Annotated in this window: 22 protein-coding genes and 1 riboswitch; of the genes, 7 read left to right on the forward strand and 15 right to left on the reverse strand. The window is 58.1% G+C overall.

Annotation, left to right across the window (positions count from 1 at the left end; all coding sequences use genetic code 11):
- Positions 1 to 2: 2 nt before the first annotated feature.
- The 10 genes from RHM65_RS11325 to RHM65_RS11370 form a co-directional block, all read right to left on the reverse strand.
- A complete protein-coding gene (locus tag RHM65_RS11325) occupies positions 3 to 233 on the reverse strand; it encodes a cysteine-rich CWC family protein (protein WP_322185070.1) in 231 nt (76 codons plus the stop codon).
- Positions 223 to 1,710 carry a sensor domain-containing diguanylate cyclase gene (locus tag RHM65_RS11330; RefSeq protein WP_322185072.1) on the reverse strand — a complete coding sequence of 496 codons (1,488 nt, stop codon included), beginning with the start codon at positions 1,708 to 1,710 and terminating at the stop codon, positions 223 to 225. Before RHM65_RS11330 ends, RHM65_RS11325 begins: the two co-directional genes overlap by 11 nt.
- A 76-nt stretch (positions 1,711 to 1,786) precedes the next feature.
- Positions 1,787 to 5,137 carry a dermonecrotic toxin domain-containing protein gene (locus RHM65_RS11335; protein WP_322185074.1) on the reverse strand — a complete coding sequence of 1,117 codons (3,351 nt, stop codon included), beginning with the start codon at positions 5,135 to 5,137 and terminating at the stop codon, positions 1,787 to 1,789.
- Positions 5,138 to 5,249: 112 nt separating this feature from the next.
- Complete coding sequence (gene atzF, locus RHM65_RS11340) at positions 5,250 to 7,073, reverse strand: allophanate hydrolase (RefSeq protein ID WP_322185076.1); 1,824 nt, start codon at positions 7,071 to 7,073, stop codon at positions 5,250 to 5,252.
- Positions 7,074 to 7,103: 30 nt separating this feature from the next.
- Positions 7,104 to 10,736: an urea carboxylase gene (gene uca / locus RHM65_RS11345; protein WP_322185078.1), complete on the reverse strand. Its 3,633-nt coding sequence runs from the start codon at positions 10,734 to 10,736 to the stop codon at positions 7,104 to 7,106.
- A 254-nt stretch (positions 10,737 to 10,990) separates the two neighbouring features.
- A complete protein-coding gene (locus RHM65_RS11350) occupies positions 10,991 to 11,617 on the reverse strand; it encodes an urea amidolyase associated protein UAAP2 (RefSeq protein WP_322165891.1) in 627 nt (208 codons plus the stop codon).
- 11 nt (positions 11,618 to 11,628) lie between these two features.
- On the reverse strand, positions 11,629 to 12,354 hold the full coding sequence (locus RHM65_RS11355) for an urea amidolyase associated protein UAAP1 (protein ID WP_322165890.1): 726 nt from the start codon (positions 12,352 to 12,354) through the stop codon (positions 11,629 to 11,631).
- 12 nt (positions 12,355 to 12,366) lie between these two features.
- Positions 12,367 to 13,131 (reverse strand): ABC transporter ATP-binding protein, encoded by a 765-nt coding sequence (locus tag RHM65_RS11360; RefSeq protein ID WP_322165889.1) that lies wholly within the window; start codon positions 13,129 to 13,131, stop codon positions 12,367 to 12,369.
- Positions 13,128 to 13,943: an ABC transporter permease gene (locus RHM65_RS11365; RefSeq protein WP_322165888.1), complete on the reverse strand. Its 816-nt coding sequence runs from the start codon at positions 13,941 to 13,943 to the stop codon at positions 13,128 to 13,130. The genes RHM65_RS11360 and RHM65_RS11365 overlap by 4 nt, the downstream gene beginning before the upstream one ends.
- Before the next feature lie 28 nt (positions 13,944 to 13,971).
- Positions 13,972 to 15,051: a putative urea ABC transporter substrate-binding protein gene (locus tag RHM65_RS11370; protein ID WP_322165887.1), complete on the reverse strand. Its 1,080-nt coding sequence runs from the start codon at positions 15,049 to 15,051 to the stop codon at positions 13,972 to 13,974.
- A gap of 61 nt (positions 15,052 to 15,112) precedes the next feature.
- Positions 15,113 to 15,214, reverse strand: a riboswitch (guanidine-I (ykkC/yxkD leader).
- A gap of 300 nt (positions 15,215 to 15,514) precedes the next feature.
- On the opposite strand from RHM65_RS11370, the gene RHM65_RS11375 reads away from it, so the two are divergent.
- Positions 15,515 to 15,937, forward strand: a complete 423-nt coding sequence (locus tag RHM65_RS11375; RefSeq protein WP_322165886.1) for a hypothetical protein — start codon at positions 15,515 to 15,517, stop codon at positions 15,935 to 15,937.
- A 125-nt stretch (positions 15,938 to 16,062) separates the two neighbouring features.
- Positions 16,063 to 16,383 (forward strand): hypothetical protein, encoded by a 321-nt coding sequence (locus RHM65_RS11380; protein ID WP_322165885.1) that lies wholly within the window; start codon positions 16,063 to 16,065, stop codon positions 16,381 to 16,383.
- A gap of 34 nt (positions 16,384 to 16,417) precedes the next feature.
- On the opposite strand, the gene RHM65_RS11385 is transcribed toward RHM65_RS11380, so the two are convergent.
- Positions 16,418 to 17,530 (reverse strand): enoyl-CoA hydratase/isomerase family protein, encoded by a 1,113-nt coding sequence (locus RHM65_RS11385; RefSeq protein WP_322165884.1) that lies wholly within the window; start codon positions 17,528 to 17,530, stop codon positions 16,418 to 16,420.
- A 175-nt stretch (positions 17,531 to 17,705) separates the two neighbouring features.
- Here RHM65_RS11385 and ung point away from each other — a divergent pair, with 175 nt between their 5' ends.
- The gene (gene ung, locus RHM65_RS11390) at positions 17,706 to 18,395 is read left to right on the forward strand and encodes a uracil-DNA glycosylase (protein WP_322165883.1); all 690 of its coding nucleotides are present in this window, start codon (positions 17,706 to 17,708) and stop codon (positions 18,393 to 18,395) included.
- A gap of 122 nt (positions 18,396 to 18,517) precedes the next feature.
- Here ung and RHM65_RS11395 read toward each other — a convergent pair whose 3' ends face one another.
- On the reverse strand, positions 18,518 to 19,510 hold the full coding sequence (locus RHM65_RS11395) for a Bug family tripartite tricarboxylate transporter substrate binding protein (protein ID WP_416194720.1): 993 nt from the start codon (positions 19,508 to 19,510) through the stop codon (positions 18,518 to 18,520).
- A 215-nt stretch (positions 19,511 to 19,725) separates the two neighbouring features.
- Between RHM65_RS11395 and RHM65_RS11400 the strand changes: the two genes are divergently transcribed.
- Positions 19,726 to 20,397 (forward strand): response regulator, encoded by a 672-nt coding sequence (locus RHM65_RS11400; RefSeq protein ID WP_322165882.1) that lies wholly within the window; start codon positions 19,726 to 19,728, stop codon positions 20,395 to 20,397.
- Positions 20,390 to 21,790, forward strand: a complete 1,401-nt coding sequence (locus RHM65_RS11405; RefSeq protein WP_416195128.1) for a sensor histidine kinase — start codon at positions 20,390 to 20,392, stop codon at positions 21,788 to 21,790. The genes RHM65_RS11400 and RHM65_RS11405 overlap by 8 nt, the downstream gene beginning before the upstream one ends.
- Positions 21,791 to 21,853: 63 nt before the next feature.
- Here RHM65_RS11405 and RHM65_RS11410 read toward each other — a convergent pair whose 3' ends face one another.
- Together RHM65_RS11410 and RHM65_RS11415 are read right to left on the reverse strand one after the other, a co-directional pair.
- Positions 21,854 to 22,675, reverse strand: a complete 822-nt coding sequence (locus RHM65_RS11410; RefSeq protein ID WP_322165881.1) for an HDOD domain-containing protein — start codon at positions 22,673 to 22,675, stop codon at positions 21,854 to 21,856.
- 102 nt (positions 22,676 to 22,777) lie between these two features.
- Positions 22,778 to 23,719: a folate-binding protein YgfZ gene (locus RHM65_RS11415; protein WP_322165880.1), complete on the reverse strand. Its 942-nt coding sequence runs from the start codon at positions 23,717 to 23,719 to the stop codon at positions 22,778 to 22,780.
- A gap of 161 nt (positions 23,720 to 23,880) precedes the next feature.
- Here RHM65_RS11415 and RHM65_RS11420 point away from each other — a divergent pair, with 161 nt between their 5' ends.
- Positions 23,881 to 24,135, forward strand: a complete 255-nt coding sequence (locus RHM65_RS11420) for a succinate dehydrogenase assembly factor 2 (RefSeq protein WP_322165878.1) — start codon at positions 23,881 to 23,883, stop codon at positions 24,133 to 24,135.
- Complete coding sequence (locus tag RHM65_RS11425) at positions 24,119 to 24,586, forward strand: protein YgfX (RefSeq protein WP_322165877.1); 468 nt, start codon at positions 24,119 to 24,121, stop codon at positions 24,584 to 24,586. Before RHM65_RS11420 ends, RHM65_RS11425 begins: the two co-directional genes overlap by 17 nt.
- On the opposite strand, the gene nadB is transcribed toward RHM65_RS11425, so the two are convergent.
- A complete protein-coding gene (gene nadB, locus RHM65_RS11430) occupies positions 24,555 to 26,171 on the reverse strand; it encodes an L-aspartate oxidase (protein WP_322165876.1) in 1,617 nt (538 codons plus the stop codon). The two genes, RHM65_RS11425 and nadB, sit on opposite strands and share 32 nt — an antisense overlap.
- Positions 26,172 to 26,240 lie beyond the last annotated feature (69 nt).

A 26,240-nucleotide genomic window follows, 5' to 3' on the forward strand; every position in this document is an offset into this window, starting at 1 on the left:
ACTCAGTGGTCAGATTTCGACGTGACGTCGATTTCGGCGCGTGCGCAGCGGGGGCATAAGCAGGCTTGGTTGCGTGTATTAAGCGGCAGTGCTTCGAATAACGCCGGGTCAATGTCCACTGAAAAACACCAGCACGGCTGCGCGGCCGTGCGCGGGTCGGCCAGGGTGCAACTGTTGCTAAGGCCGCAGACCGGGCAGGTCGAGCTGTCGATTGGGTCGGGTTCATTCAGCATTTGGGAGCGCCGTTTCTATGCATACCTGATTTCGCCCGGCTTGCTTGGCGCGATACAGCGCGCGGTCGGCCCGAGCGATCAGGCTGTGCAGGGTGTCGTTGGATTGCCATTGGGTCAGGCCGAGGCTGACGGTGACTCGCAATGGCGTCCCGAAAAAGGTGTAGCGATGCTGCTCGGCCAGTGTGCGGATCTTTTCCGCGACTGACTGTGCGTGGTCGCTGTCGGTTTCTTTGAGCAGGATGATGAACTCTTCGCCGCCCCAGCGACAAATGATATCGGAACGACGCAGGCAGCTTCTCAAGTCACTCGCGAAGCCGACAAGCACATCATCACCGGCCAAATGTCCGTGGTTGTCATTGAGGCTTTTGAAGTGATCGAGGTCCAGCAGCAAGGCCGCCAGTGGTTTGGTTTCCCGTTGTGCTTCTTGCATTGCCTTGAGCGCCAACAGGTCGAAACCGCGCCGGTTGGGCAGTCCGGTGAGGCTATCGAGGGTGGCTTGAACTTCGATTTTGTGCTGAAAACGCCGGATCACCCGGCGCAGGAGCAGCATCACCACCGCCGTGACCATCAGGCAAATAAACAGGTTCAGGTACAGCGATTGGCGAATATCGCTCATCGCGCCGTCTTCCTGTTTGTCGACGTACAGGTACCAGTTCAGCTCAGGGATGAAACGTACATTGAGAAAGTGGTCTTGGCCCTGAACCTCGTACTCATAACTGCCGCTTTGTGGTTTTGGCAGTTTGCCCTTCAGGTCACTCAAGCCCGGCAAGTTGCTGAGCAGCTGACCGATAGTCGCGCCCTGTGGGCCACCGTCCGCGCCGGTGAGGACGATCCTGCCGAACGTGTCGACGAAGTACACGCTGCGCTGGTATCGCTGCTGATAGCGGTCAATCAGCTTGGTAACGGCGTCGACGGTCAGGCCAACCCCGGTCGCACCAATAAAGTTGTCGTTGTAGTCGAACACTTTGTAATTGATGAAAAACGTCAGGTTGTCCTTATTGGCCATGTCCGGATCAACGTTGATTTCATAGGGCGTGACCATATCGCGCACTCGGTAATACCAGACGTCACGCGGTTCTTTGGCATCGATTTGTTTAAGTACGCCTTTGGCCTGGTAATACTTGAGGCTGGAGTTGGAAATGAAAAAAGCGGTGTAAGCGCCGTAGTGGTCCATGACTTCTTTGAGGTAGCGGGTCATTTGCCCAGGGTCGTGTTCGCCCGCCACCACCCAATCGCGCATAAACGTGTCGCGCGCCATCATCGAGGAAATCAGGACCGGTCTTACCAAGTCTTTCTGGATTTCCGAATACACCGTGTCGGAGGTCAGGGGCAACTCGGTATTGACGATGCCGTCGCGAATCGTCGCCCGCGACGCGTAGTAACTCAGCAACGATGTGGCAAGAAAACCGCCCCCCAATAGGATTACCAACGTCAGAACCAATGAGCGTTGCGAATTGAATGCGGAGTAAAGAGACATGACAAATCCGTTGGTGAGCAAAATCCACTAGGGGACCGCATGCTAGCGTGTCGCCACCCTATGGCGCTACCGGGTTTCACGGGCCAGGACTGGGCGGGGCGCTGTTCATGGGAGCGGTATAAACCGGTGACTGGCGCATCGCCGCGCTGATGGCGGAGCAACGACAGTGCAGCAGCAAAATTCGGTCGTAATGAATGCCGTGCTCCGACAGGTTATTGAACAAGTCCTGCAATGCCGGTGGAGTCATGCCCAAGCGATTTCTAACCGTCAGCACATCCATCGGCACCGCAGGCAAATGCCCGCCACGCCAAGCGGACTGATTGGAATTGCGCACCACATGGCTGATGTCCTGATAACTCTCGCCGTCGCTGCCCTGAAATTTTGCCAGGCTGTAATTCTTGATTCTGCCGGGCAATGAAGTCCCCGCCAGAAGAGTATCGGTGACGGAAAAAGGCGGCAGCGCGTCCGACGCGAGGCGGTTGCCCGCTGCATCCAGCACTGAAAAAGGTCTGACCTGTTGTCCTACCACGCGATGAAGTGTCGGATCGACAAGCACTGCACCGTGGGGTGCGTAGGTTCTGAGTTCGGTGCCGTTGGGAATCAGCGTGGTCTTCGTCCAGGGTAAGTAGTAGCCGTGGGTGCTGACGACCAAGGTTCTGGCTTGCGCTTGGTCTGAGGTCCACAGCAAAAACTTGCGATCAAGTTTCCATACTTGAACCGCTGAGGTACCAAAGACGTTGCTTCCTGGGACGGTCCAGGTTTTCATCAGGCGGGTCGTATTGAAAAATGCCTGGAGCGTGGTTTTTCGCGGATTGATGCAGCCCCTGAGCAATGAACTAAAACCTGGTAAAGACGATGACGTGGGGGCGGCTCCGGCTCTGAGGGACTTTCCCGGCCGCAAGAGCGCGCTCAAGGATCGGAGCAACCCAGGGGCAAACGGCGCCAATTGAAACAGCCCGAGCGACAGCGCGTTCAGCACCGCCTGGCGTTTTTCGGCGTCCCGATGTCCGGGTAAATGGGCTGTCTTGATGTTCAGATAAACCGTGCCAGTATGCGCCAATACCGAAGCCACCCTCGCCGGCACTACCAGTAATGAAAGGGGGGCCAGCAGCAGCTGCAAATGGTTGAGTTGTTGCGTCCAGTAACGAAGCGTGACTTCCTTCGACGTCACGATCCGGTCGTTTGCATCCGCCTGATGATTACGCGCGAGGGTTTTCCGCATAAAAACGAACGGCGACGACGTTAACGTCTGCTCACAAAAGGCTTTGGATTTCGCTTTATGCAGATGGTTGGTGTAGACCACATCGGTCCATGGACGAAGCAAAAAGCCGGGTGATTCAGCGCGTTGTTGGCCAGCCCAGACATCAAGGACACGAATGAGCTTTTGGTGTTGGTTCACTGGGACGTAATTCAATAATGTGCTTCGCCACTGTTCATCCCTGGCTGCCTTTTCGATGTGTTGATCGAGTTCCTGACGGCTGTTGAACTCGACGAATGCTTGAGTCTGACCCGCTTGATACAGCACCTTCAGCGGCCGCTCGGATCTGGAGAACACCAGTAAACCTGCGCACTGCTGGCAATACTCGCCCTCCGTCAGTGCCGGTTGTAGGTAAAAGCCCAAGGCTGTGCAGTTGATGCCTGAAAAGGCGGCACGGGGTGACGGGTATTCTTGCGCCTCCACGAGCAGGTCAAACCCGGCACGGGATACATGGCCCATCTTCAAGCCGAGTACCGCTTGCGCGATAAAGGTCGCGGTGAGTGAGCGTTCAATAGCAGCCGCCTGTTTGTCCCAAAAGCTTTTGAAGCGTTTCGACATTGAAGGCAGAAAATCAATGCCTTTTATAAGGCGTTCGATCGCATCCGGTGAGAGTGCCATTTCAGTATTTTCAGCCTGAATACCTTTCCCGGTTGGGTCCGAATAGACCACGCTGCGCCCACCGTTATCGAGATAACCCACGGGTCGGTCGACTCGATAGTTGCAGAGCAGCGCTGTGGTCAGGCTCATTGGGGTTTCGTTAGGCACATGAACAAAATTCACCGGCGCATGGGCGCTGCCTAACGGCGTGGTTGAGGTGCCACGGACGTAGCGAACGAACACGGTGTCGGGGGAGAGGTCTAGCTGATGACCTTTGAAAAGGGCGTTGCGCACCAGACGCTGGGCAACTTTTTTCGGGCGAGGTATTCGCTTTGACACATCAGGTTGTTGCCACAGATCGATAGCGCTGACTAGCGCCAGGCCGCGCTCGATGGGTTTGAAAAGTGCTACATCGTCCCTGCCGTCTAACCCCAAATACGCTTCCAGGCGTTGAGCAGTAAGGTCCTCCAGCAAGAAGGTTTTTTGGGCTGCCGTGAGTGCTGTAAACACATCGCCGTTCACAAGGGTTGTGCTGAGATGAGTGTCGTCCTGTAGCTGTACGCCATCAAGAAGGGGCGCTAGCCAGGCGCAGGCGTTTAAGGTTTCGAGCTGCTTTGAACTGCCGAGGTTCTGACCGTCGTCGATGTATTCAACGGTCGTGGGCGTGTCGCCCAAGGTGTGAATAAAACAGTGTGACGTGACCTTAGACTTCAGCTGAAAAACCCCCGGGACGATTTGCCCATTCAGTGAAAGCAGGCTGATCGCTGCGCGCTCGCCGCAAATAGGGCGCTCAAGGAGTTCCAGTGTGGTGGGGAACCGGTCCAGACCCAAAGCATCAAGCGCCAAGGTGTAGCCCTCCAGCGTGATTTTCTTTTTGATGTACTGCCGGGACAGGCCATCGACAAACGAGAGCCTGGCGAGGATGCAATACGTCGCTTCATGGTGGGCCCAGAAGCGTTCAACCAGGACGTGGTAATCATGCTCCCACAGTGCTGAACGAATGAGTTTGATCAGAAAGCCACTGGTGAGTGATCCGAAGAGTGGACGATCAGGTTCGGCACATTTGATCAGCGCAAGAAAACGGGCGGGATCGAACGATGCGATAGCCACCTCAGTCAACGAAAGCGTTAGCGCGTACTGCTCGTCGCCATCGACGTGGACGTCAGGAGCAGTTTCAGTGGAAAAGTGGATGTACAACTCATTGGGTGAGGGCGGCTGTTCGATACCGTCGACGGCACCATTAGCCGTTAAAAACCGGACCAGTTGTTGCCTGATGTAAGCCAGAGGCGATGGAGGTGCGTCCAGGTCCATTTTCCAGGTTTTCAAATTGAGCACCGAACCCACCAGCAGTTTGGCGGCGGGAGTTTTTCTCAGCATGGCGAGTCGTTGGTTGTTCAGGGCTTTAGCGGGGCCGGCATCAGGTGCCTGTTCCGAGGGTTGTTTATGAGCGCTGCCGGTATAAACCGGGTCATAAAACGGCGATACCGAAAAAGCACCGGATGATGGGAGAGTGTCTGCGCGCTCATGAAGACGGTCCGCAAGTGCGACGGTTGGGTTCCAAGGTTCATTCATGGTGGGTGTTGATCAGGACGGAAGGAGCCTCACTGTGCCGCGAGAATTTCGTCCTGATCGGTATCTATGTAACGAGCGGCAAAGGAATCACTCCGTCGCCCATCACTTCTGATTAAGCGCTGGCCTTAGCGAGCAGGTAAGCCCTCCACCCGCCTAAAGGGCTGATGTCCGTAGCGCCTTGCAGGCCATAGGGTTCGCAGATGAATCCAGTCTCCCAGCGCCCATCCTCCAACTGCACTTTCCCTAGCCCCAACGGCGCCGGAATGCCGGTAAGGAACGAGCCCAATTCGTCGCTCGGCAATTCCCAGACTTCCACCGCGATGGCCACGCCGCCTTGCTCGACACGGAGCATTCCTGGCCGAAACGGAGGGCCACCCGCCAATGCATACAGTTTATAGTCAGCTGAACTGTGGGTGACTTCAAGTAAGCGGCCTCCCCGCTGCTTAAGCTGCCCATTCAGCGCCAAGCCGTCTAGGTGCGCGCCGCAAACCACCAGCCGTGCCTTGTCGTTTCGTGCGGTTGTCCCAGGCGCGGCAAGGTTTAGCGGGTTATCGCCAATCACGTGCACACCGGTCTGCCGTTGCAACGCGTCGGCGAGGCTCAACAAGTATTGGTCGGTGAAGACTCGGCCAAACAACGTCACGCCCCACGGCAGGCCATTGCTCATGAAGCCGCTGGGCACGGCGACAGCGGCGTAGTCCAGCAGGTTTACGAAGTGGGTGCAGTAGCCCAACTCCGAGTTGCGCAGCACCGGTTCGGCGGCCAATTCGGCGCGGGTGACCGGGCGAGGAATAGAGGGGGTCAGTACGCAGTCGAGTGCTTCAAGGGCTTTGTCGCACAGTGCTTTGAGTGCTTGCAGTCGGTACTGCGCGCGGAATGTTTGGACGCCATCGACGGCCGGCGCCTTGGCCAATACCGCACGGATGACCGGCAATACGGCTTCGGGATTGTTTTCCATCAGCTCCCCCGCGACGCTGTAGCGCTCGGCCACCCAAGGGCCGTCGTAGAGCAAATTGGCGGCTTCGAGGAACGGAGACAGATCAAGGGTCACGGCTTCGCCGCCCAGCGCGATCAGATGGTTGATGGCGTCATGGAACAGCTGCGGACTTTCTGTGCAGCCAAAAAACTCCAGATCCTGCTGACGCGGTACGCCGAACTTGAACGATCTTGGGGCGCCAAACGCTGAGGCATCGTTCCACGCCGGGTTGCTGCGGCTGTAGGCGTCGCGTGGATCAAGGCGTGCAATCAGGCCGAGTAATTGACTGGCTTCACGGGCGGTGGCCGTGAACGTGCTCACGCAATCCAGTGTGCGGCAGGCCGGAACGACACCGGCTGTTGAGATCAAACCTTTGCTGGCTTTCAGGCCCAGCAAGTTGTTCAGCGCAGCGGGCACCCGGCCCGAGCCTGCGGTGTCAGTGCCCAGGGCAAAGCTGGCGATGCCCAATGCCACCGCCAGCGATGACCCCGCGCTAGAACCGCCTGACGGGTAATCCATCAGCACGCTGTTCGGACACGCGCCATAGGGAGAACGGCTGCCGTTCAATCCGGTGGCGAATTGGTCGAGGTTGGTCTTGCCCAAGGGGATCGCGCCGAGGGCAAGCAACTGCTCGACGATGGTCGCCGAAGTTTGGGGCGTGTAGGCAAATGCCGGGCACGCCGCAGTGGTGGGGATACCGGCCAAATCGATATTGTCTTTGATCGCGAACGGCACCCCGTACAGCGGCAGGTCCTTGAGATCGCGACCTTCCAACGCTGTCAGGTAGGGTTCCAGTTCTGCGATGCTCAGTAGGTGGATAAACAGGTGATAAGTCGGGTTCAGCGCTGCCGCTTTTTCCCGTAGGGCGAGGACCAGTTGCCGGGGTGTCAGGGTTGCGGTTTGATACGCTGCGCGGACGTTATCTAGGCGTAAGTCAGTCAATTGCACTGGGTTAGTCATGGCGGCATTCCGTCTAAAAATTTATGAAATTCAATCAGCTTTCAAAACCACGACCCGTTGCCCGGCACGCACAGCCGATCCAGGTTGCACGCGCACTTCGCTGACGGTACCTGCCACGTTGGCCAGCAGCGGGATTTCCATCTTCATCGATTCCAGAATCACCAATACATCGCCGGCCTCGACCCGCTGGCCGACTTCGACCGGTACTTGCCAGAGGTTGCCCGCGATATGGCTATCGATGCTGTGTTGGCCTGCTTCTAGGGCCGCGTCTTCGGTGGCGGGCGCAGCGGCTTCATCGCTCTCGAAATTCGCCTGGCCATTGGCGATCCAGCGTTCGCGTTCGGCGTTGAAGGCGCCTTGTTGTTGCACACGAAACGCCGCGATGCCGTCTGCTTCGCGGGTAAGAAATGCCTGGTAGTCCGCTAGATTCAAGGTGCTGTGTTCGAGGGTTAACGGGTAACGCCCAAGGGGGAAATCCCGGCGAATGCGCAGTAGCTCATCAGCGCTTACCGGGTAAAAGCGGATCTGGTCAAAGAAGCGCAACAGCCACGGTTTGCCATCGAATGCGGACACTTCCCGATAGCGGTTCCACATCTGCAAGGTGCGTCCGACGAATTGATAGCCGCCGGGGCCTTCCATGCCGTAGACGCACATATATGCGCCGCCGATGCCTACCGAGTTTTCGGCGGTCCAGGTGCGTGCCGGGTTGTATTTGGTGGTCACTAGCCGATGGCGCGGATCGAGTGGCGTCGCAACGGGGGCGCCGAGGTACACATCGCCCAGGCCCATGACCAGGTAGCTGGCGTCGAACACGGTGCGTTGCACTTCGTCGAGATTGGGCAGGTCGTTGATGCGGCGGATGAACTCCAGGTTGCTCGGGCACCACGGCGCGTCCTTGCGCACAGTGGTCATGTATTTTTCGATGGCGAGCTGGCACGCCGGGTCATCCCAGGACAGCGGCAAATGAACGATGCGCGAGGGCACTTGCAGGTCTTTACTGGCGCAGACGGTTTTCCATTGGTCGGCGAGGATGTTCAGCAAATCAGCCAGTGGCAGTTGCTCGGGGTGATAGTGAACTTGCAGCGAGCGAATCCCTGGGGTCAGGTCGATGACGCCATGCAGTGCTTTGGCTTCCAGCGCCTGCATCAATGCGTGGCCGCGAAAACGCAACACCAGATCCAGCTCCGGTGCGCCGATCTCGAGTAGTAGATGGGTATCGCCGCAAAGGCGCGCTACTAAACGCGTGTCGCCCTCACCGATGTCCAACACAATGGGTGAAGTCAACATCACCGGTAGCAGCGCGCTTGCTCGCGATGGCGTCAGATCAGGCACCGTATCGCCTGCTTCGCCAACGAGTGGGCACCTACTGAGATCGGTGCAAGCCAGGGAGCGGGCGGTCCGTAGGTTGACCGGATGAAACTGCACTTTATCCCCGGCCTTGAGCTGCCCCAACTGCCAGAGGTCGGCTTCGATAATGGTCACTGGGCAAACGAATCCACCCAAACTTGGGCCGTCCGGGCCGAGGATGACGGGCATGTCGCCGGTGAAATCCACGGCACCGATGGCGTACGGATTGTCATGGATATTCGACGGGTGCAGCCCGGCTTCTCCACCATCGGCCCGAACCCATTCCGGCTTCGGCCCGATCAAGCGCACGCCGGTTCGGCTGGAGTTGAAATGCACTTCCCAATGAGTCGAAAAAAACGTCTGCATGTAACGCTCGGTGAAATACTCCGGCGCCGCATGCGGGCCATAAATCACTCGAATCAGCCGCACATCACGTAACGCCTGAAGCTGTTCAGTCGGCACACACATACCGACATGACGATCACCCAACGGCGCAACGTGCAGCACATCACCCGTGCGTAACGCTCGCCCGCCATGACCGCCAAATTGACCGAGCGTGAAGGTGCTTTTGCTCCCCAGGTAATCCGGCAGCTGCAAGCCTCCGCGCACACAGAGGTAACTGCGTGCCCCGGCACCGGTAATCGTCCCTAGCGCCAAGGTTGAACCCGCCTTCACCAAGATCGCGGTGTTGAACGCTTGAGGCTGCCCGTCGAGTGTCACCGGAATTTGCGCACCAGTAACGGCCACCACCGCATCGGTATTGAAACGCAGCAGCGGACCGCTCATGGTGATTTCCAATGCGGCAGTACCTTCGTCGTTGCCCAACAAACGGTTACCCACACGCAAGGCTCGACTGTCCATCGGCCCGGACGGTGGCACACCCACCGCCCAATACCCCAGACGTCCCGGATAATCCTGGACGCTGGTTTGAGTACCGCCGCTCAGCACTTCAAAGGTGTTGGCGTGGTACATCAATCCTTCCAGGCAGCGGCTCCAGGGCTGGCCGCTGGCGAAAGGCGCGTCCACTAAAATCTGCCGCAGGTAATCGCGGTTGGTTTCCACCCCATACAAATGGCTGTCGTTCAGCGCCTGCGACAGCCCCGCGCTCGCCTGTTCACGGGTCGGCGCCCAGCTAATTAGCTTGGCAATCATTGGGTCGAAATACGGCGGAATCTCACAGCCAGCTTCGACCCAGGTATCAATGCGCAAGGTCTTGCCGTCAGTCGTCGGGAAGTCCACGGCGGTCAGCAAACCAGAACAAGGTTGAAAATCCCGGCCTGGGTCTTCGGCGTACAACCGCGCTTGAATCGCGTGGCCGTTAGCCTGCAACCCCGCGCTTAATTCAAGCAGCGGTGGTAAGTCTCCAGCGGCCAGTTGCACCATCCAACTGACCAGATCGACCCCCCATACCTGCTCAGTAACGCCATGCTCAACCTGCAGCCGCGTGTTCACTTCAAGGAAATAAAAACGTTGATCTTCGCTGTCGAAGACGAATTCAACCGTCCCGGCGCTGCGGTAGTTGACCGCTTTTGCCAGCTTGATCGCCGCCGCGCACAGCTCATCGGCCATGCCCAAGGGCAGGTTCGGCGCAGGGGTTTCTTCGAGGACTTTCTGGTTGCGGCGCTGCACCGAACAATCGCGGACCCCGAGGGCGATGACTTCACCCTGGCCGTCGCCAAATACTTGCACTTCCAGATGCCGGGCGCGCTGGATGTATTTTTCGATGAACACCCCAGCGTCGCTGAAATTGTTTTGCCCCAAGCGCTTCACCGCTTCAAACGACTCACTCAATTCGGCAGCGCTGCGGCACACACGCATGCCGATCCCGCCACCGCCTGCGGTGCTTTTGAGCATCACCGGATAGCCGATGGGTTCGGCGGCGCTGAGGGCGTGTTCCAGGTTGTCGAGCAGTTCCGTGCCTTCGAGCATCGGTACGCCGTGTTGCTTGGCCAGCGCCCGGGCGGTGTGCTTAAGCCCGAACACGCGCAACTGTTCCGGCGTGGGGCCGACGAAGGCGATGCCGTGGTCTTCACAGGCTTGCGCGAAAGCGGCATTTTCGGACAGAAAACCGTAACCGGGATGGATCGCTTTGGCGCCGCTGGCTGTGGCAATCGCGAGGATTTTATCCACCGCCAAGTAGGTCTCGGCCGCGCCGCCTTCGCCGAGGCTATGGGCTTCGTCGGCGTGAAGAATATGCAGACTGGCGGCGTCGGCTTCGCAATAGACCGCCACGCCCTTGACCTTCAGCTCACGCAGGGTGCGCAGGATGCGGCAGGCAATTGCGCCACGGTTGGCAATCAGCAGTGTGTCGAACATGGCATAAACCCCGGAAACCGATGGCAGTCGGTTTCGTAATGGGAAGCGGGCCGTCCCGCTATTGAACGGTGTGCCTCGGAGTCGTCCCCGATGGCAAAAACATTAGCTGTCTGTAAGAGCCAACGTGTTGGCGAGGGTCCTTGCGATACACCGCTTCGCCAACAAGTGGGCTCACAGGGGTTTATTTGATTTCACGCATTGCCCCGAACGGCTTTGGCACAGGTTGAATAACCAGCGGCGAAACGATGAATATTTCAGTTCCATATCAGCACCTGCGCCGGTGTCGGGTTGTAGGCGTTGCACGGGTTGTTCAGTTGCGGGCAGTTGGAAATCAGCACGATCACGTCCATTTCTGCGCGCAGCTCAACGTATTTACCGGGTGCCGAGATGCCGTCTTCAAAGGTCAATCCGCCATCAGCCGTTACAGGCACGTTCATGAAGAAATTGATATTGGGCCCGATGTCGCGTTTGCTCAGGCGGCCGTCGTGGGCGCAGGCGCGCAGGTAGTTATCACGGCAACTGTGCATGTGGCGTTTTTCCAAGGCGTAGCGCACGGTGTTGCTCTCTTGGGCACAGGCACCGCCGAGGGTGTCGTGACGGCCGCAGGTGTCTTCGACGATGGTCAACATCGGCTTGCCAAGATTGGAATACAGGACGCTGCCGATGCCCAGGTACACATTGTTTTGACGGCGCAATGTGCGCTGCACATCGTAACGTTCACGCGGGTTGGCCACGCTGTAAAACAGCGTATCCACTGCTTGATTACCTTCCAGATCGAGGATGCGCACGGTTTGCCCGGCTTTAACTTCTGTCAGCCACGGCTCGCCCGCGGGAATGGTCGCGGCGTAGATCGCTGTTTCGGCATGTTTGGAAGGGGTCATGGTGGCGCTCCTCAAGCGAACAAACGATCAGTATTGTTAAAACCACGCTCGTTTTCCGGGCGCGAGATGCGGCAGTGCTCGGCGACACGGGCGTCGGCCTTCATCCAGCTCAGCTTGATTGGTTTGGGTGCGTACTGCGGGTTGGGGTCCATGGGGTGTTGCAGGGCGGTCAGCACCACCAAGGTGTCCATCGGCGCATACAGCTCAATGGTGTCACCGGCTTTGGAATTGTCGGCGACGAAATGCAGAGCGCCGCTGTCGTCGACGTTCACCCGGCTAAACAGGTTCAGGGTCATCAGCAGGTCAGGCAGACCCAAACCCCATTTGCCCAGTTCGACCAATAGGTTGTCGGTACCGTTACGAAAGAAGCCGTTGCGCAGTTCCTGATAGCGGCCCTGGCCGTATTTCTCCGCGACTTCTTCGGCGCATAAAATCCCGCCGATGCTGTCACTCCAGCCGCAGCTGTCAGCGGTAATCGCCGCCAACACCCGGCCCATGTCCGAGTACAAACAATGGCCGTTGGTGAGCTTGGCTGTGTGTTGGCATTTCAGGCTGTCGGGCAGGTTCAGGCGCTCGGTTTTTTCGTTGGCGTTGAGCAGCGTCAGGCTGACGTTGGCGCCGCCGTGAACGTCAGTCAGACGCAGCAATTGGCCGCGATTGAGCACGAACGAACGGTGGCCGCCGCCGGGGATCAGCTCTTCAGCGAACACCGGGAGCAGCGTGGTGGAGTTAGGCATATGAAAAGTCCTCTAAGCCGTTTGCAGCGAATCAATCGCGGCGCGTGCAGCGCGGCGGTCGCTGTTCAAGGGGATGTCATAGGTGATGCGGGCCCCATAAGCACTGGGTGCCTGAGGGTCGTGGCGAACCTTGTCGAAGACCAGCAGCCGCGTGCCGAGGTTGAAGCCTTCGGACAAATCGTGGGTGACCATGAACACCGTCAATTGGGTTTCCCGCCACAGATCCAGCAGCAAGCTGTGCATGTCTTTGCGAATGCCCGGATCGAGGGCGCCGAATGGCTCGTCCAGCAGCAACACCCGAGGTTGCATGATCAGCGCTTGGGCGATGGCCAGCCGTTGTTGCATGCCGCCCGACAGTTGCGTCGGGTATTTGTCCAGCGAATGGCCGAGGCCAACTTTGTGCAGCAACACAGCGGCCTGTTCTCTGGCCTCGTGCTTGGCCTTGCCGAACAGCCGACCCAGCAGCGCCGAGCGGGGCAGTTCAAGGCCCAGCGCGACGTTGTTTAGCACCGACAGGTGCGGGAAGACTGAGTAGCGTTGGAACACCACGCCCCGGCTGGCATTGGGTTCGCCGATCAAAGGTTTGCCGTCCAGATAAATCTGCCCGCGACTTGGTACTTCCTGGCCCAGCAGCAGGCGCAAAAAAGTCGATTTTCCGCAGCCCGACGCGCCGACCAAGGTGCAAAACTCACCTTCATCGACGCTTAGGTTCAGGCCTTCCAGTACCGGTTGCTTGTCGTATTCCTGCCAGACGTTTTTCACCGAAATGAAGCTCATGCGCGGGCTCCCTCGTACCAAGGGAACGCCCGACGGGTCAGGGCCTTGAGGCCCCAATCCATGAGCCAGGCCAGCAGGGTTATCCAGACCACGTACGGCAGAATCACGTCCATGGCCAAGTAACGTCGCACCAGGAAAATTCGATAACCCAGGCCGTCGGTGGAGGCAATGGCCTCGGCCGCGATCAGGAACAACCACGCCGAGCCTAAAACCAGTCGTAGGGAGATCAGCAAGCGCGGCAGCAGTTGCGGCAGGATCACCCGCAAAATCAAGGTCCAGGTCGAGGCGCCGAGGGTCTGCGCCTTGATCAGCAATTCCACCGGAATCTCCTGCGCGCGTTGCTCCAGATCACGCGCCAGAATCGGCGTGATGCCAATCACGATCAGCATGACTTTCGACAACTCGCCCAGGCCGAACACGATGAACAGGATCGGCAGAATCGCCAGCGGGGGCACCATGGACAACACGGTGAGTACGGGTGATAACGACGCGCCGAACAGTGGCACGATGCCTGACGCGATCCCAAGGCACAGCCCGAGCAACGCACTGATACCCAAGCCGATGGCCAACCGTTGCAGGCTCGAACCCGTGTCCTGCCACAGCAAATAACCGCCGGTACGCGGGTCTGCTACCAAGGCCATGCGCTTGACCGATTCGGTCATTTGCACTGCACTGGGCAGCAGTTTGTCGTTGGGGTTTTCCGTCAGCCGCGTCGCCGAACCCATGAAGTAGGCGATCAGCAACAAGGCGAACGGCAGGATCACCAAAATCAGGCGACTGGCACGATCCGGGCGGCGGTTTATCAAACGCATGGGCAATGACCTTTGGGCGGGGGCGCGGTTACAGCTTGCCGTCTGCAGCCATCTGCACGTAGCTCGGATCAAAGTGCAGCTTGAGGTTAGTTTTGTCGCCGCTGGTCACGCCGTTGGCAAACGACATGCCCACCGCACCGGTGTCTTTGGCGCCTTGGCCGAGTAGCCCGTGCTGAAAGGAGAACTCCGCCACTTTGCGCATGGTCATCGGCAACTGAGCGCTGTTGGCGAACTCAAGGGCTTCCTTGGGCGTTGCGAATAATTTGGTGGTCTCCAGTTGCGACTGGAAGCCGGCCAAGTCAGTCCCCGATGCTTTGGCCATGTGTTCCAGCGCGGCGGTGCTGGCGGCAGATTTAGCGTTCATCAACGCCACCACTTCAAACCAGGCGCCGGTCAGGGCCTTGCCCAGTGCCGGGTTGTCTTTGAGGGTCTGCGAGTTGACGACCATCATGTCCATGATCTCCCCCGGAATCTTGCTGGAGTCGAACACTTCGGTCACCCCGGGCTTGGCTTTGATGTCCGCCAGCATTGGGTTCCAAGTGGTCACGGCTTTCACGTCATCGGTGTTAAACGCGGCAGAAATGTCGGCGTCAGAGGTGTTGACCACAGTCAGGTCTTTTTCGGACAGGTCAACCGTGTCCAGCGCTCGAGCCAGCAGGTAGTGCGAGACGGACAGTTCCACCAGGTTGACTTTCATGCCCTTGAGATCGGCGACTTTCTTGCCGTCGCCCTTGATCACAATGCCGTCGTTACCGTTGGAGAAATCGCTGACGATCAGCGCGGTACTGTCGACGCCGCCCGCCGCTGGAATGGTCAGGGCGTCCATGTTGGTCATGGTGCAACCATCGAACTGGCCGGCGGTGTATTGATTAATCGATTCGACGTAATCGTTGATCTGGGTGACATCGATTTTGATGCCGTACTTCTTCGCCCACTTATCGACGATGCCTTGAGCGCCGGCGTATTCCCATGGCATCCAACCGGCATAAATCGTCCAGCAGACATTGAAGTGTTGTTTCGGGGCGGCCTGGACCGAAAGACTCAATGCCGCGACGAGGCCAGCGGCGAGCAAAGAAAACAGACGGGGCTTGCGGGTGGTGAGCTGCATGGTAGAAATCTCCAGTAGGAAAAAGGGCGAGCAGGAGTCACGTGACACCACTGGTGTCCCTGTCTCCCGGGCTTTTATCCCGCCGTGTAACCTCTACTGGAGGTCGCCAACTCTCGGACCAGCCACTCGCCAGAAGCGAGCCGGAACCCTAGTCAGCTATTGCAAATTGTGGTGCCGCGAACCTTGTTTTGACTCCTGCACACAAAGTGTTAAGCGAGAGCCGTGCCAAGTTACTTCGAAGCCTGTGGCTGGCGGGTTCGAGCAGTATTGATGGCGGGGTGTGCATCTAATTCGCTTTAGGATGGTGCGGGTCTGCACCGGGTGAGTGCGCATCTTGTTACATATATAGTTGCCGGGCGTGGCACTGAAATACCTTTTTACAGTCTTACTTTATGTCCGTCAGAAGTTGACTGACGCCGACCCGCGTCGCTGGTCGAGCTCTATAGCGGTCCGGGAGGCCGCCATGTATCGACAAACTTTGCTCATTGCTTTGCTGGGTTTGACGCTAGCAGGTTGTTACGCGGGACCAGGTTATTACGAATCAGATGTGTATACGGCGCCCGTTTACGGAGGATATTACTACGACGGCGGCGGCTACTATGATCACTACTACCGGCCCGGTTATCCCGGTTACGTGATCGGCCAATCGCACTATTACGGCGTTCGTCCAGGTGGTTACTACCCACACGGCCCAGGTTCTGGTCGACCCGGCTACGGGCCCGGCCCATACCCCGGCCACGGTTATATGCCAAGAGGTGATCACGGCGCAGGCGGCTATCACCCAGGACCTCGACCAGGTTCACCCGGAGGAGGCCAGCACGGTGGTCGATCCGGCGGCGGCAGTAGGGGCGGTGGCCAAGGTGGTCATGGCGGCGGCGGTCGATAACTGATCAGGACCAACGGCGCTTGCGAAGGCGTCGTTTCTACGTTTTGGATTAACCGGTTTTTGGCTAAAGGTCCGTGCGTCGGCCTGACACTGGCTGACCTTTCTGGACTTTTCGGGAGGCTACAGTGTGCCGACATGTATTGATGTTGTTTTCGCTTGGGGCCGCGCTCATCAGCGGCGTGGCAGATGCAGAAGGCTATGGCGCTGAGCACAACTACGGCCAACCCGGCTCTGTGACGACGCCCATTTATGCCGCGCCACGGCCCAGTTATGAAACCGCCCCGCCACGTATGGAATCGTCACCCCCCCGCGTTGATTCACCCCCTGCGGGTCAGGCCTGGGATCCTCGCTACCACGGCAACCCCGGCCACCAACCTGGCCCGCCGCAGCACTATGAACGTCAGTACGACGGTCATAGTGGCGCGGGAGGCGGGCAAAATCCGTAGTCTGTAGATGGGGGTAAGGGATTTGTGTTCGGGCTTAATACTCCGACAAATCCGCCAACGGATGTCGGCCCTCCCATGCCTTGGCAAAGTGTGCATCGATCACTGCGTCTGGAATGTTTGCCACGTCCTGCCAATGCCAATGGGGCTTTTGGTCCTTATCGATCAAGCGCGCACGGACGCCCTCGCTGAATTCCGGATGACGGCAGCAGTTGAGACTCAGGCTGTATTCCATCTGAAAGACTTCAGCCAGCGACATGTTCCGGGCGCGTTTGATTTGCTCCCATACCAGGTGCGCAGTCAGCGGGCAGCCTTCGCTCAGGTTTTTCGCTGCGCGGTCTAGCAGGGCATCGTCATGGGACTGAAGTTGGGTCACGGCGCGCCAAGCGGACGGCAGGTCACCGACGTCCAACAGTCCGTCGATCTGCTGTCGACGCGGCAACCACTGGGCCTCGGGCATTTCGTCCATGGCTTCCTGTTGCAAAGCTTTAAGTAGGCTATTGAGTTGTACCGACGTTTGCTCCTGCCAGTTCAGTTGCAACAAGCCTTCGACTAACTCTTCCTGCTGTTCATCCAACAAAAACCGGTCAGCTAAATCCAGGTCCAGCGCATCACGCGCATTGATGTGCGATCCCGTCAGCCCGAGGAACAGGCCCAATTTGCCGGGCAGTCGGGACAAGAACCAACTGGCGCCGACGTCGGGAAACAGGCCGATGCTGATTTCCGGCATGGCCAAGCGGCTGCTAGGGGTCACGATGCGAATAGACGCGCCTTGCAACAGGCCCATGCCGCCGCCCAGGACATAGCCGTGACCCCAGCAGATTAGCGGTTTGGGATAGGTGTGCAGTTGATAGTCGAGACGGTATTCCGCCGCGAAAAACTGCGCCGCCAAGGGTGGGACTTCGCCCGGATGGGTTCGGCACGCTTCCACCAGACTGCGTACGTCACCCCCGGCACAAAAGGCTTTGCCGCCGTTGCCGCGTAACAATACACAGACGATTTGCGGGTCATTGGCCCACGCGTCTAGTCGTTCAGTCAGGGCTCTGATCATCGGTAGAGACAAGGCGTTCAGGGATTTTTCCGCGTCCAGGCTGGCAATACCAATGCGTACGCCGTCTTGGGCGGGGAGTTCTTCAAATTGCAGATTCATCGTGACCTCTCGGGGGCGGGGCAACTTTCCATTGAGTCTGTGATACCCCCGCGCGACGCGAGTTGCAAACGACGATTTGAAAAGAAGTGTAGGAATTGAGGCTTTTCTGCTCAGCGGAATTGACATCAGAGGCCAGCTTTCCTAGTGTCCGCGCATCGTTTTCTGCAGGTGTGCTATGACAAGCGACGACCGAATAAAGCTTGAGCCCGGCTGGAAGCACGCGTTGCGTGATGAGTTCGAGCAGCCGTACATGAATGAACTGCGCGAGTTTTTGCGCCAGGAGCACGCGGCCGGCAAGGAAATCTATCCTCCGGGTCCGATGATTTTCAACGCGCTGAATTCCACGCCGCTGGATAAGGTCAAGGTGGTGATCCTTGGTCAGGACCCGTATCACGGTCCCGGTCAGGCCCATGGTTTGTGCTTTTCCGTGCAGCCCGGCGTGCCCACGCCGCCGTCGCTGGTGAATATCTATAAAGAGCTAAAGCGCGATCTGAACATCGACATCGCCAACCACGGATACCTGCAATCCTGGGCCGACCAAGGCGTGTTGTTGCTCAACACCACCCTAACCGTCGAACGCGCCAACGCCGCTTCGCACGCGAAAAAGGGCTGGCAGCACTTTACCGATAAGGTCATCGAAACCGTCAGCGCGCACCAACCGCATCTGGTGTTTCTGTTGTGGGGCGCCCATGCGCAAAGCAAACAGAAACTGATCGACGCGACTAAACACCTGGTATTGACCTCGGTTCACCCATCGCCGTTGTCGGCCTATAAAGGCTTCTTGGGCAACGGCCATTTCGGCCGGACCAATAAGTATCTACAACAAAGCGGCTTGACCCCAATTGACTGGAAGTTGCCGATATAGATCATCTGTAGGAGCAACTTGTTGGCGAGAGGCCTTAAAGCGATGCCCTAGGTAGGACGCTTCGCCAGTTCAAGTTGGCTCTACAGAGGGCGTCGAATGTGGAGATCAAGCAGTCAGTCCGGTCATTTTCCCGGATCACTGATCAGGCCAAATTCCTTGGCCAAGACTTTGTAGTCCACCACTTGCTTCTTAACGTACACTTCCAACGCGTCACCGGTCATGGCGAAGGGGAAGAGTTCGCTTCGATCACGCAAGGTGGCGAAATCGTCCGACGCCAGCAGTGTGTCGAATGCCGTTTTCCACCAGGCGTAGTCTTCGTCGCTTACTTTTGGCCCTAGGTAGAAACCGCGAACCACCGGCCAAACAATGTCATAACCCTGCTCCTTGGCGGTTGGGATGTCCTTCATTTCCGGTTCGTTGAGACGCTTTTCGGAGAACACCGCGAGCAGGCGCATTTCGCCGTTGAGAATGTGTGGCATGGAGTCGGAAATGTCGGTGCTGCCCACCTGAATGTGGCCGCCGAGTAACGCCGTCGCAATTTCGCCGCCGCCTTCGAGCGCGACATAGCGCAGGTCGCGCGGGTTAATGCCGGCGGCCCTGGCAACCAATGCCGTTTGCATCCAGTCCTGGCCGCCGATGGTTCCACTCGAGCCAATCGCGATTTTGCTCGGGTCTTTTTTCAGCGCTTTAACCAGATCCTCGAGATTTTTGTAGGGCGAATCGCTTCTCACCGCAATGGCGCCATAGGTAATGCCAATCGCCGCTAGCCAGCGTACGGCACTCTCATCGAAGCGGCCGAATTTACCTTGCGCCAGATTCAACAGTGAGCCGCTGGACCAAGTCACCAAGGTGCCCCCATCGGCTGGGTGCTGAGCAACCACTGCGTTATAGGCCACCGCACCGACACCCCCTGGCATGTAGGTGACGCGCATGGGGGCGCTCAGTAATTTCTCACTCATCAGCGCGCTTTGCGCCAGCTTGCAGGTCAGGTCAAAAGCACCGCCAGCAGAGGCCGGGGCAATGCATTCCGGGCGCTTGGGTTCGGCGGCGAGCAACTGGATGGCCACCAGCATGCAGCCTGCGGCCAAGGCGAAGCGACGCAAAAATAACGTCATGAAGGACTCCATTTTCTTATTTTTATTAGAAAACGCGTCAGGGCGTTGTCTGTTTTGCTTCAGGTGTGACCGAGTGTACCGGGATCCTAGACGGTTAACCTTTCACTAACCTTTCACTGGCTCACCAGCAACGCCGGATTTGTTTTTCGTGCTTCACAGCCGTCGACACGGCTGTAAACTTCACGGCTTATAACGCTAAGAAACCGGAGCAGTCGATGCGCGTTCTTCTCGTTGAAGATCATTTGCAACTGGCCGAGAGTGTGGCGCTGGCCCTGAAAAGCCAAGGCCTGACGGTCGATGTTCTGCACGATGGCGTGGCTGCTGATTTGGCCCTGAGCACTGAGCAATATGCCGTTGTGATTCTGGATGTGGGGTTGCCGCGAATGGACGGCTTTGAGGTGCTGGCTCGTTTGCGAGCCCGGGGCAAGAACCTCCCGGTGCTGATGTTGACTGCCCGCAGCGAGGTCAAAGACCGGGTGCATGGCCTCAACCTCGGCGCCGACGATTACTTGGCAAAACCTTTCGAACTCTCCGAGCTGGAGGCGCGGGTCAAAGCGTTGCTGCGGCGTAGCGTATTAGGCGGCGAACGTCAGCAGCGTTGCGGTGCGTTGGTCTATGACCTCGACACACGACGGTTCGCGTTGGGTGATGAGTTACTGAACTTGACCTCTCGCGAGCAGGCGGTGCTTGAAGCACTGATTGCGCGACCTGGGCGCGTGATGAGCAAGGAACAATTGGCCGCGCAAGTGTTTGGCCTCGAGGAAGAGGCCAGCCCTGATGCCATCGAAATCTACGTCCACCGCTTGCGCAAAAAAATCGATGGGCATCCGATCGCCATCGTCACCTTTCGCGGTCTCGGTTATTTACTGGAAAGCCGCGATGCATGAGGTGGCTGGCGTGGCGCCAAGCAGCTTGCGCTGGCGGCTGCTATGGAACCTTGGGTTGCTGCTTACCGTGCTGATGCTCGCCAGCGGTTTGAGTGCTTACTGGAACGGTCGTGAAGCTGCCGACACGGCGTATGACCGCACCTTACTGGCTTCCGCACGGACCATCGCTGCCGGGGTTTCTCAACGCGATGGTAGCCTGAGCGCCGACGTGCCTTACGTGGCCTTGGACACGTTCGCCTACGACAGCGAGGGGCGCATTTATTACCAGGTTAATGACATCAACAAGCAGCTGATTTCGGGTTACGAAAATCTGCCTGCGCCGCCGCCGGGAACGTTGCGCACTGACGACTATCCTGCGTTGGCGAGCTTTTACAATGGCCGTTATCAAGGTCAGAACGTGCGTGTCGTTAGCTTGCTCAAACCCGTCAGCGATCCGAACATGAACGGCATGGCGGAAATTCGGGTGGCCGAAACCGAAGAGGCTCGGGTGCGCATGGCGCGCAGTTTGATGGCTGACACATTGGTGCGCTTAGGCTTGTTGGGCGCGGGTGCGCTGGTGTTGGTGTGGTTCACCGTCAGCGCGGCGCTGCGTCCGCTGGAGCGCTTGCGCACAGCAGTGGAAGCGCGTCAGCCAGATGATTTGCGCGCACTGCCGCCGGTGGATGTTCAGCGCGAACTTCAACCGTTGGTGGGCGCCTTCAATCATTTCACTGAACGCTTGCGGGTGCAGTTCGAACGTCACGCGCAGTTCATTGCTGACGCTGCGCATGAGTTGCGCACGCCCTTGGCCGCACTCAAGGCTCGGGTCGAACTGGGATTGCGCGACACCACTCCGGCGAATTGGCGCATCACCCTGGAAGCTGCGGCGCAGGGAACTGATCGGCTGATTCATCTGGCCAATCAGTTGCTGTCGCTGGCACGAATTGAAAACGGTGCAAGGGCAATTTCCGAAGGCGGCGCGCAACGACTCGACCTGAGTCAATTGACGCGGGAGCTGGGCATGGCCATGGCGCCCTTGGCCCATGCTCAAGGCGTCGCCTTGGCGTTGGAAGCGGATGAATCGGTGTGGTTGCGTGGCGAACCTATTTTGCTCAATGAACTGTTGAGTAATTTGGTCGACAATGCGTTGGCGCACACCCCGCCGGGCGGCAATGTGATTTTGCGGGTTAGCGCGCCGGGCGTGCTTGAGATCGAAGACGACGGCCCCGGTATTCCCGAGGCGGAACGTGAGCGCGTGTTTGAACGCTTTTATCGGCGTGATCAGCACGGTTCAGGGTCGGGGCTGGGCCTGGCGATTGTCGGCGAAATCTGCCGCGCGCACTTGGCCCAGATCAGCCTTCATGATGGGGCAGAGCGGGGCTTGAAGGTGCGCGTGAGTTTTGTGCCGGCTTGATAGGGTGCAATGGACCGATGTAATCACAGGTTTCGGCAATTCGCGGATGGCAACAAGATCACGCTAAACCAGCATGTTCATCGACTCATTCATTTCAGCGACGAGGGCGCCATTTTCAAGGTCTAGACCGAGGCGGATAAAGGCAGGTAGGTTGCCTAACTCCAAAGCAGCGAAGGGATGGTGCGTGCCGTGGTAACTGTGCACCGTCGCGACTTGCACCAGATCGACATAATCCGCTTGGTCCACTTGGCGCTCAAAGTCCAGAAACTCCCCCGGTACCTTGGCCAGCATCTCTGGGAACTCCCAGGCAGTGAGCAGCTTTTGACCAATGAACGGATGAATCTGCTCGATCACGTGGTTAAGACTGACGGCATCTGAAAGCAGTTCGAAATGGTCCTCGGCGTACGTCAGGATCGGCAATACGCCAATCAGGTGCATCATCCCGGCTAACGTGGCTTTATCGGGTTTGAGCTTGGAATGATTGCGGCACAACGTGTAGCTGATCCCTGCTACCTGCAGGCTTTTTACCCAGATGTCGTGCATTTTTCGCGCAACGACATCCGACTTGGCCTGGAACATTTGCTCCACTACCAGTCCGATTGCCAGGTTGCAGCTGTAGTTGATACCCAAGCGGGTAATCGCCGTGTGCAGGTCGCTCACTTCGATAGTGCCGCGCATCAGCGGGCTGTTTACTACTTTGATCATTCGTGCAGAAAGTGCAGTGTCGCCGGCGATGACTTTGCTCAGTTCACTGACGCTGATGTCTTGGTTTTCGGCGGCCGTGCGAATTTTCAGGGCCACTTCCGGCAGCGTAGGTAGAAATAACGCGTCGCTGTTGATCGCCCGAATCAAATCCCTTTGCACTGTGTCAGCCATCGTGTTCATGTCACATCTCTTAGGCGTGGCGTGGTTACTGCTTCCGAGCACTCGACGAGCGCCCGGGTTTAGCCGTGTTGGACCCGGAAAACGAGAAAACGTGCGTATTGGTTAGCGCTGAGTTTCCAGTTTGGAGTCCAGCGTATACGGAAGGTGTGTCAATTGAAGTGTCAAACCGTCCGCAGCGCCAACATGAATGTGGCCATCCTCGGCAGCATCCGCCTGCAACACCGCCAGTAGCTCAATGCCATCCTCGGCCTGCGCAGCCATCACCACTTCACCCACTGCACTGGCATGAACCGGTGAAAACAGGGCAGTGCCTGGTTCGGGAAGTTCGATGCCCGCAAGGGTCAGGCGATAGAGTCGGCGCTTGAGCTTGCCCAAGTACTGCATGCGGGCGACGATTTCCTGTCCGGTGTAGCAGCCTTTTTTGAAACTTACGCCGCCGACTGCCTGCAAGTTCAGCATCTGCGGGATAAATGTTTCGCGGGTATTGCCCATTACTTGGCCGATGCCCGCACGGATCTGCCCCAGCAACCAATCGTTCAATGAGCCTTGAGCCAGATGTGCAGCAAGGCGAGCTTGCACGTCGTCGGCCTGGTCGGCGGCTGCCCAAAGCTCGGCGCGAGCGGGCGACACCCGGATAGCGATCAGGCCATTGGCACGCACCACTGAATCCGACGCCTGTGGCAAGTCCAGCCCCAGCGAGACCAGTGCGCCGTCGCCGTCATGAAGGCCGAAACGCACCCAGCCAGCGCTTTCGTCCGTCAGCTTGGATTTGGAAAACACGGCGTATTTTTTTAGGTCGGCCAATTGCGGCTCGATCAATTCTGACGCCATCGCCAGTAGGCAGCCATCACCTTCAAGCAAAATCCGAAAGCTCGACTGCATGCGACCTTTTTGCGTGCAGCGTGCGCCGAGGGTGGCTGCGGTGTCGTTTAGATAGTTGAGATTGCAGGTCAGCTGGCCCTGAAGAAACTTGCTGGCGTCAGGGCCGCGGACGGCGAGTATGCCCTCGTGGGACAGCGTGCAGAAAAAAGCGGAGTCGGCCATGGGTCATCGCAGGGTAAAAAGTCTGGACACCATAATAGTGCTGACTTCGCAGAATAGGTACAGGCTTGATCACTCATCCATGGAAAACCCCTGCGACCAAAGCGCAGTGCGTCACGCTGAGCTGCGCCTGTATACTTGCCGCCTAATTTGAGGAGCGCTCCATGGTCGATGACGTTGAACTCAACCGGCTCTACTGGCACAGCCGCCGTGGCATGCTTGAGCTGGATGTACTGCTGGTACCGTTTGTAAAAGAGGTATACGCCACCCTGAACGCCGAAGATCGCGATCTTTATCGTCGATTGCTGACCTCTGAAGATCAGGACATGTTCGGTTGGTTCATGCAGCGCGAAGAGTCGCCAGACCCGGAGCTGCAACGCATGGTCAGAATGATTCTGGATCGTGTCCAGCCGAAGTGATCGCTTCGAATGCCGTTGGCAGGCCTCGCGGCTGTTGCTGACGGCGTATTTGATAGCGCAGGCGCTGGCGCTGATTTCGTTATTTTCTCTAGATGTGTTTTGGTGGGCCCGTGCGTTGGGCGCTTTGGCGTGCCTGGTTCATGGGTGTTGGGCGTTGCCGCGGTTTGTTTTGCTGAGCAGCCCGGCCGCGTTCACCGGTTTGCGCCGCGACGCCGACGGCTGGCAGCTTTGGAGCGATGGCAACGGCTGGCAAGCGGTGCAATTGCGCCGCGACAGCCTGGCGCTGCCTGTGTTGGTGGTGCTGCGGTTTCGCGTCGTCAATGGGCCGCGATTGATCGATCGGCGGCTGCGCGGTCTGTGTATTCCCCGCGATGCGCTGACGCCGGAGGTACACCGGCGTTTGCGCGTGCGCTTGAAGTTCAGCCGACGTAGATGGGCGGCACCAGAATAGTGTCGAGTGCCACGGGCAGCATGTCCGGGTAATCCAGCGTGTAGTGCAGACCCCGAGATTCCTTGCGTTCCATGGCAGACCTGATCATCAGTTCGGCAACTTGAGCCAGGTTCCTCAGTTCAATAAGGTCTCTGCTGACTTTATAGTTGCTGTAGAACTCGTCAATTTCGTCCAGCAGCAGACGTACCCGATGCTGTGCGCGTTGCAAGCGTTTGTTGGTGCGTACAATCCCTACATAGTCCCACATGAATCGACGTAACTCGTCCCAGTTGTGGGCGATGATCACGTCTTCGTCGGAATCGGTCACCTGGCTGGCATCCCAGGTCGGCAGTTCCTCGGGCAGAGGGATTTTCGGCAACTGCTCGAGAATGTCGGCAGCGGCAGATCGGGCGTAAACGAAGCACTCCAGCAGCGAGTTGCTCGCCATCCGGTTGGCGCCATGCAACCCGGTAAAACTGGTTTCGCCAATCGCATATAGGCCCGGAACGTCGGTACGACCTTGCTCGTTGACCATCACGCCACCGCAGGTGTAATGCGCTGCGGGGACCACCGGTATCGGTTGTTTAGTGATGTCGATGGAAAATTCGAGGCAGCGTTCATACACCGTAGGGAAGTGGGTTTTGATGAACGCTTCAGGCTTGTGGCTGATGTCCAGATAAACGCAGTCGATGCCCAAGCGCTTCATTTCATGGTCGATGGCCCGGGCAACGATATCCCGAGGCGCCAGTTCGGCCCGAGGATCGAAGCGCTGCATGAAGCGTTCGCCGTTGGGCAGTTTGAGAAACGCGCCTTCGCCCCGCAGGGCTTCGGTGACCAGAAAGCTTTTAGCTTGCGGGTGATACAGGCAGGTAGGGTGGAACTGGTTGAACTCTAGATTCGCCACCCGGCAACCCGAACGCCAGGCCATGGCTATCCCGTCACCGCACGCGCCATCGGGGTTACTGGTGTACAGGTAAACTTTTGCTGCGCCGCCCGATGCCAGAATCGTGAAGCGAGCGCCATAGGTATCGACTTCGCCGCTGGCGCGATTGAGCACGTAGGCGCCAAGGCAGCGTTGACCCTCCAGACCCATACGACGTTCGGTGATCAAATCCACCGCCACCCGTTGTTCCAGAAGTTCGATGTTAGGCCGAAGCCTGGCTTGAGACAGCAACGTCTTGAAGATCGCGGCGCCAGTAGCATCGGCGGCGTGGATGATGCGGCGATGGCTGTGGCCACCTTCACGCGTCAAATGGAATTCAAATCCGCCATCTTCCGTGGCAGATTGATCGTCACGGGTGAAGGGCACACCTTGGTCAATGAGCCACTGAATGGCTTCTCGGCTGTGCTCGACGGTGAATCGCACCGCGTCTTCATGGCAGAGCCCGCCACCGGCGTTGAGCGTGTCTTCGACATGGGATTGCACGGTATCCGTGTTATCTAGAACCGCAGCGACGCCACCCTGAGCCCAGAATGTCGAGCCATTGGCCAGGTCGCCTTTACTTAGAACGGCAATGCGTAAATGGCTGGGTAGGGTCAGCGCAAGGCTCAGGCCTGCGGCACCGCTTCCAATGACCAAGACGTCGTGTTGAAAATGTTGGCTCATGTCGTAACTCCGCGCGCAGCGGCCACTAGTATATAGAGGGGTGGATCGGCACAATAGCCGAGCTTTTAT

It is taken from the genome of Pseudomonas sp. CCI4.2, assembly GCF_034350045.1.
Taxonomy (GTDB): domain Bacteria; phylum Pseudomonadota; class Gammaproteobacteria; order Pseudomonadales; family Pseudomonadaceae; genus Aquipseudomonas.

Excerpts from the sequence above, each read along its gene's own strand:
- RHM65_RS11355 (WP_322165890.1), bottom strand. The coding sequence starts at position 12,354 with ATGCCTAACTCCACCACGCTGCTCCCGGTGTTCGCTGAAGAGCTGATC.
- RHM65_RS11360 (WP_322165889.1), bottom strand. The coding sequence starts at position 13,131 with ATGAGCTTCATTTCGGTGAAAAACGTCTGGCAGGAATACGACAAGCAA.
- RHM65_RS11375 (WP_322165886.1), top strand. The coding sequence starts at position 15,515 with ATGTATCGACAAACTTTGCTCATTGCTTTGCTGGGTTTGACGCTAGCA.
- nadB (WP_322165876.1), bottom strand. The coding sequence starts at position 26,171 with ATGAGCCAACATTTTCAACACGACGTCTTGGTCATTGGAAGCGGTGCC.
- RHM65_RS11365 (WP_322165888.1), bottom strand. The coding sequence starts at position 13,943 with ATGCGTTTGATAAACCGCCGCCCGGATCGTGCCAGTCGCCTGATTTTG.
- RHM65_RS11350 (WP_322165891.1), bottom strand. The coding sequence starts at position 11,617 with ATGACCCCTTCCAAACATGCCGAAACAGCGATCTACGCCGCGACCATT.
- RHM65_RS11405 (WP_416195128.1), top strand. The coding sequence starts at position 20,390 with ATGCATGAGGTGGCTGGCGTGGCGCCAAGCAGCTTGCGCTGGCGGCTG.
- RHM65_RS11415 (WP_322165880.1), bottom strand. The coding sequence starts at position 23,719 with ATGGCCGACTCCGCTTTTTTCTGCACGCTGTCCCACGAGGGCATACTC.
- RHM65_RS11420 (WP_322165878.1), top strand. The coding sequence starts at position 23,881 with ATGGTCGATGACGTTGAACTCAACCGGCTCTACTGGCACAGCCGCCGT.
- RHM65_RS11385 (WP_322165884.1), bottom strand. The coding sequence starts at position 17,530 with ATGAATCTGCAATTTGAAGAACTCCCCGCCCAAGACGGCGTACGCATT.
- RHM65_RS11325 (WP_322185070.1), bottom strand. The coding sequence starts at position 233 with ATGCTGAATGAACCCGACCCAATCGACAGCTCGACCTGCCCGGTCTGC.
- RHM65_RS11395 (WP_416194720.1), bottom strand. The coding sequence starts at position 19,510 with ATGACGTTATTTTTGCGTCGCTTCGCCTTGGCCGCAGGCTGCATGCTG.
- RHM65_RS11370 (WP_322165887.1), bottom strand. The coding sequence starts at position 15,051 with ATGCAGCTCACCACCCGCAAGCCCCGTCTGTTTTCTTTGCTCGCCGCT.
- RHM65_RS11400 (WP_322165882.1), top strand. The coding sequence starts at position 19,726 with ATGCGCGTTCTTCTCGTTGAAGATCATTTGCAACTGGCCGAGAGTGTG.
- RHM65_RS11410 (WP_322165881.1), bottom strand. The coding sequence starts at position 22,675 with ATGAACACGATGGCTGACACAGTGCAAAGGGATTTGATTCGGGCGATC.
- uca (WP_322185078.1), bottom strand. The coding sequence starts at position 10,736 with ATGTTCGACACACTGCTGATTGCCAACCGTGGCGCAATTGCCTGCCGC.
- ung (WP_322165883.1), top strand. The coding sequence starts at position 17,706 with ATGACAAGCGACGACCGAATAAAGCTTGAGCCCGGCTGGAAGCACGCG.
- RHM65_RS11330 (WP_322185072.1), bottom strand. The coding sequence starts at position 1,710 with ATGTCTCTTTACTCCGCATTCAATTCGCAACGCTCATTGGTTCTGACG.
- RHM65_RS11335 (WP_322185074.1), bottom strand. The coding sequence starts at position 5,137 with ATGAATGAACCTTGGAACCCAACCGTCGCACTTGCGGACCGTCTTCAT.
- atzF (WP_322185076.1), bottom strand. The coding sequence starts at position 7,073 with ATGACTAACCCAGTGCAATTGACTGACTTACGCCTAGATAACGTCCGC.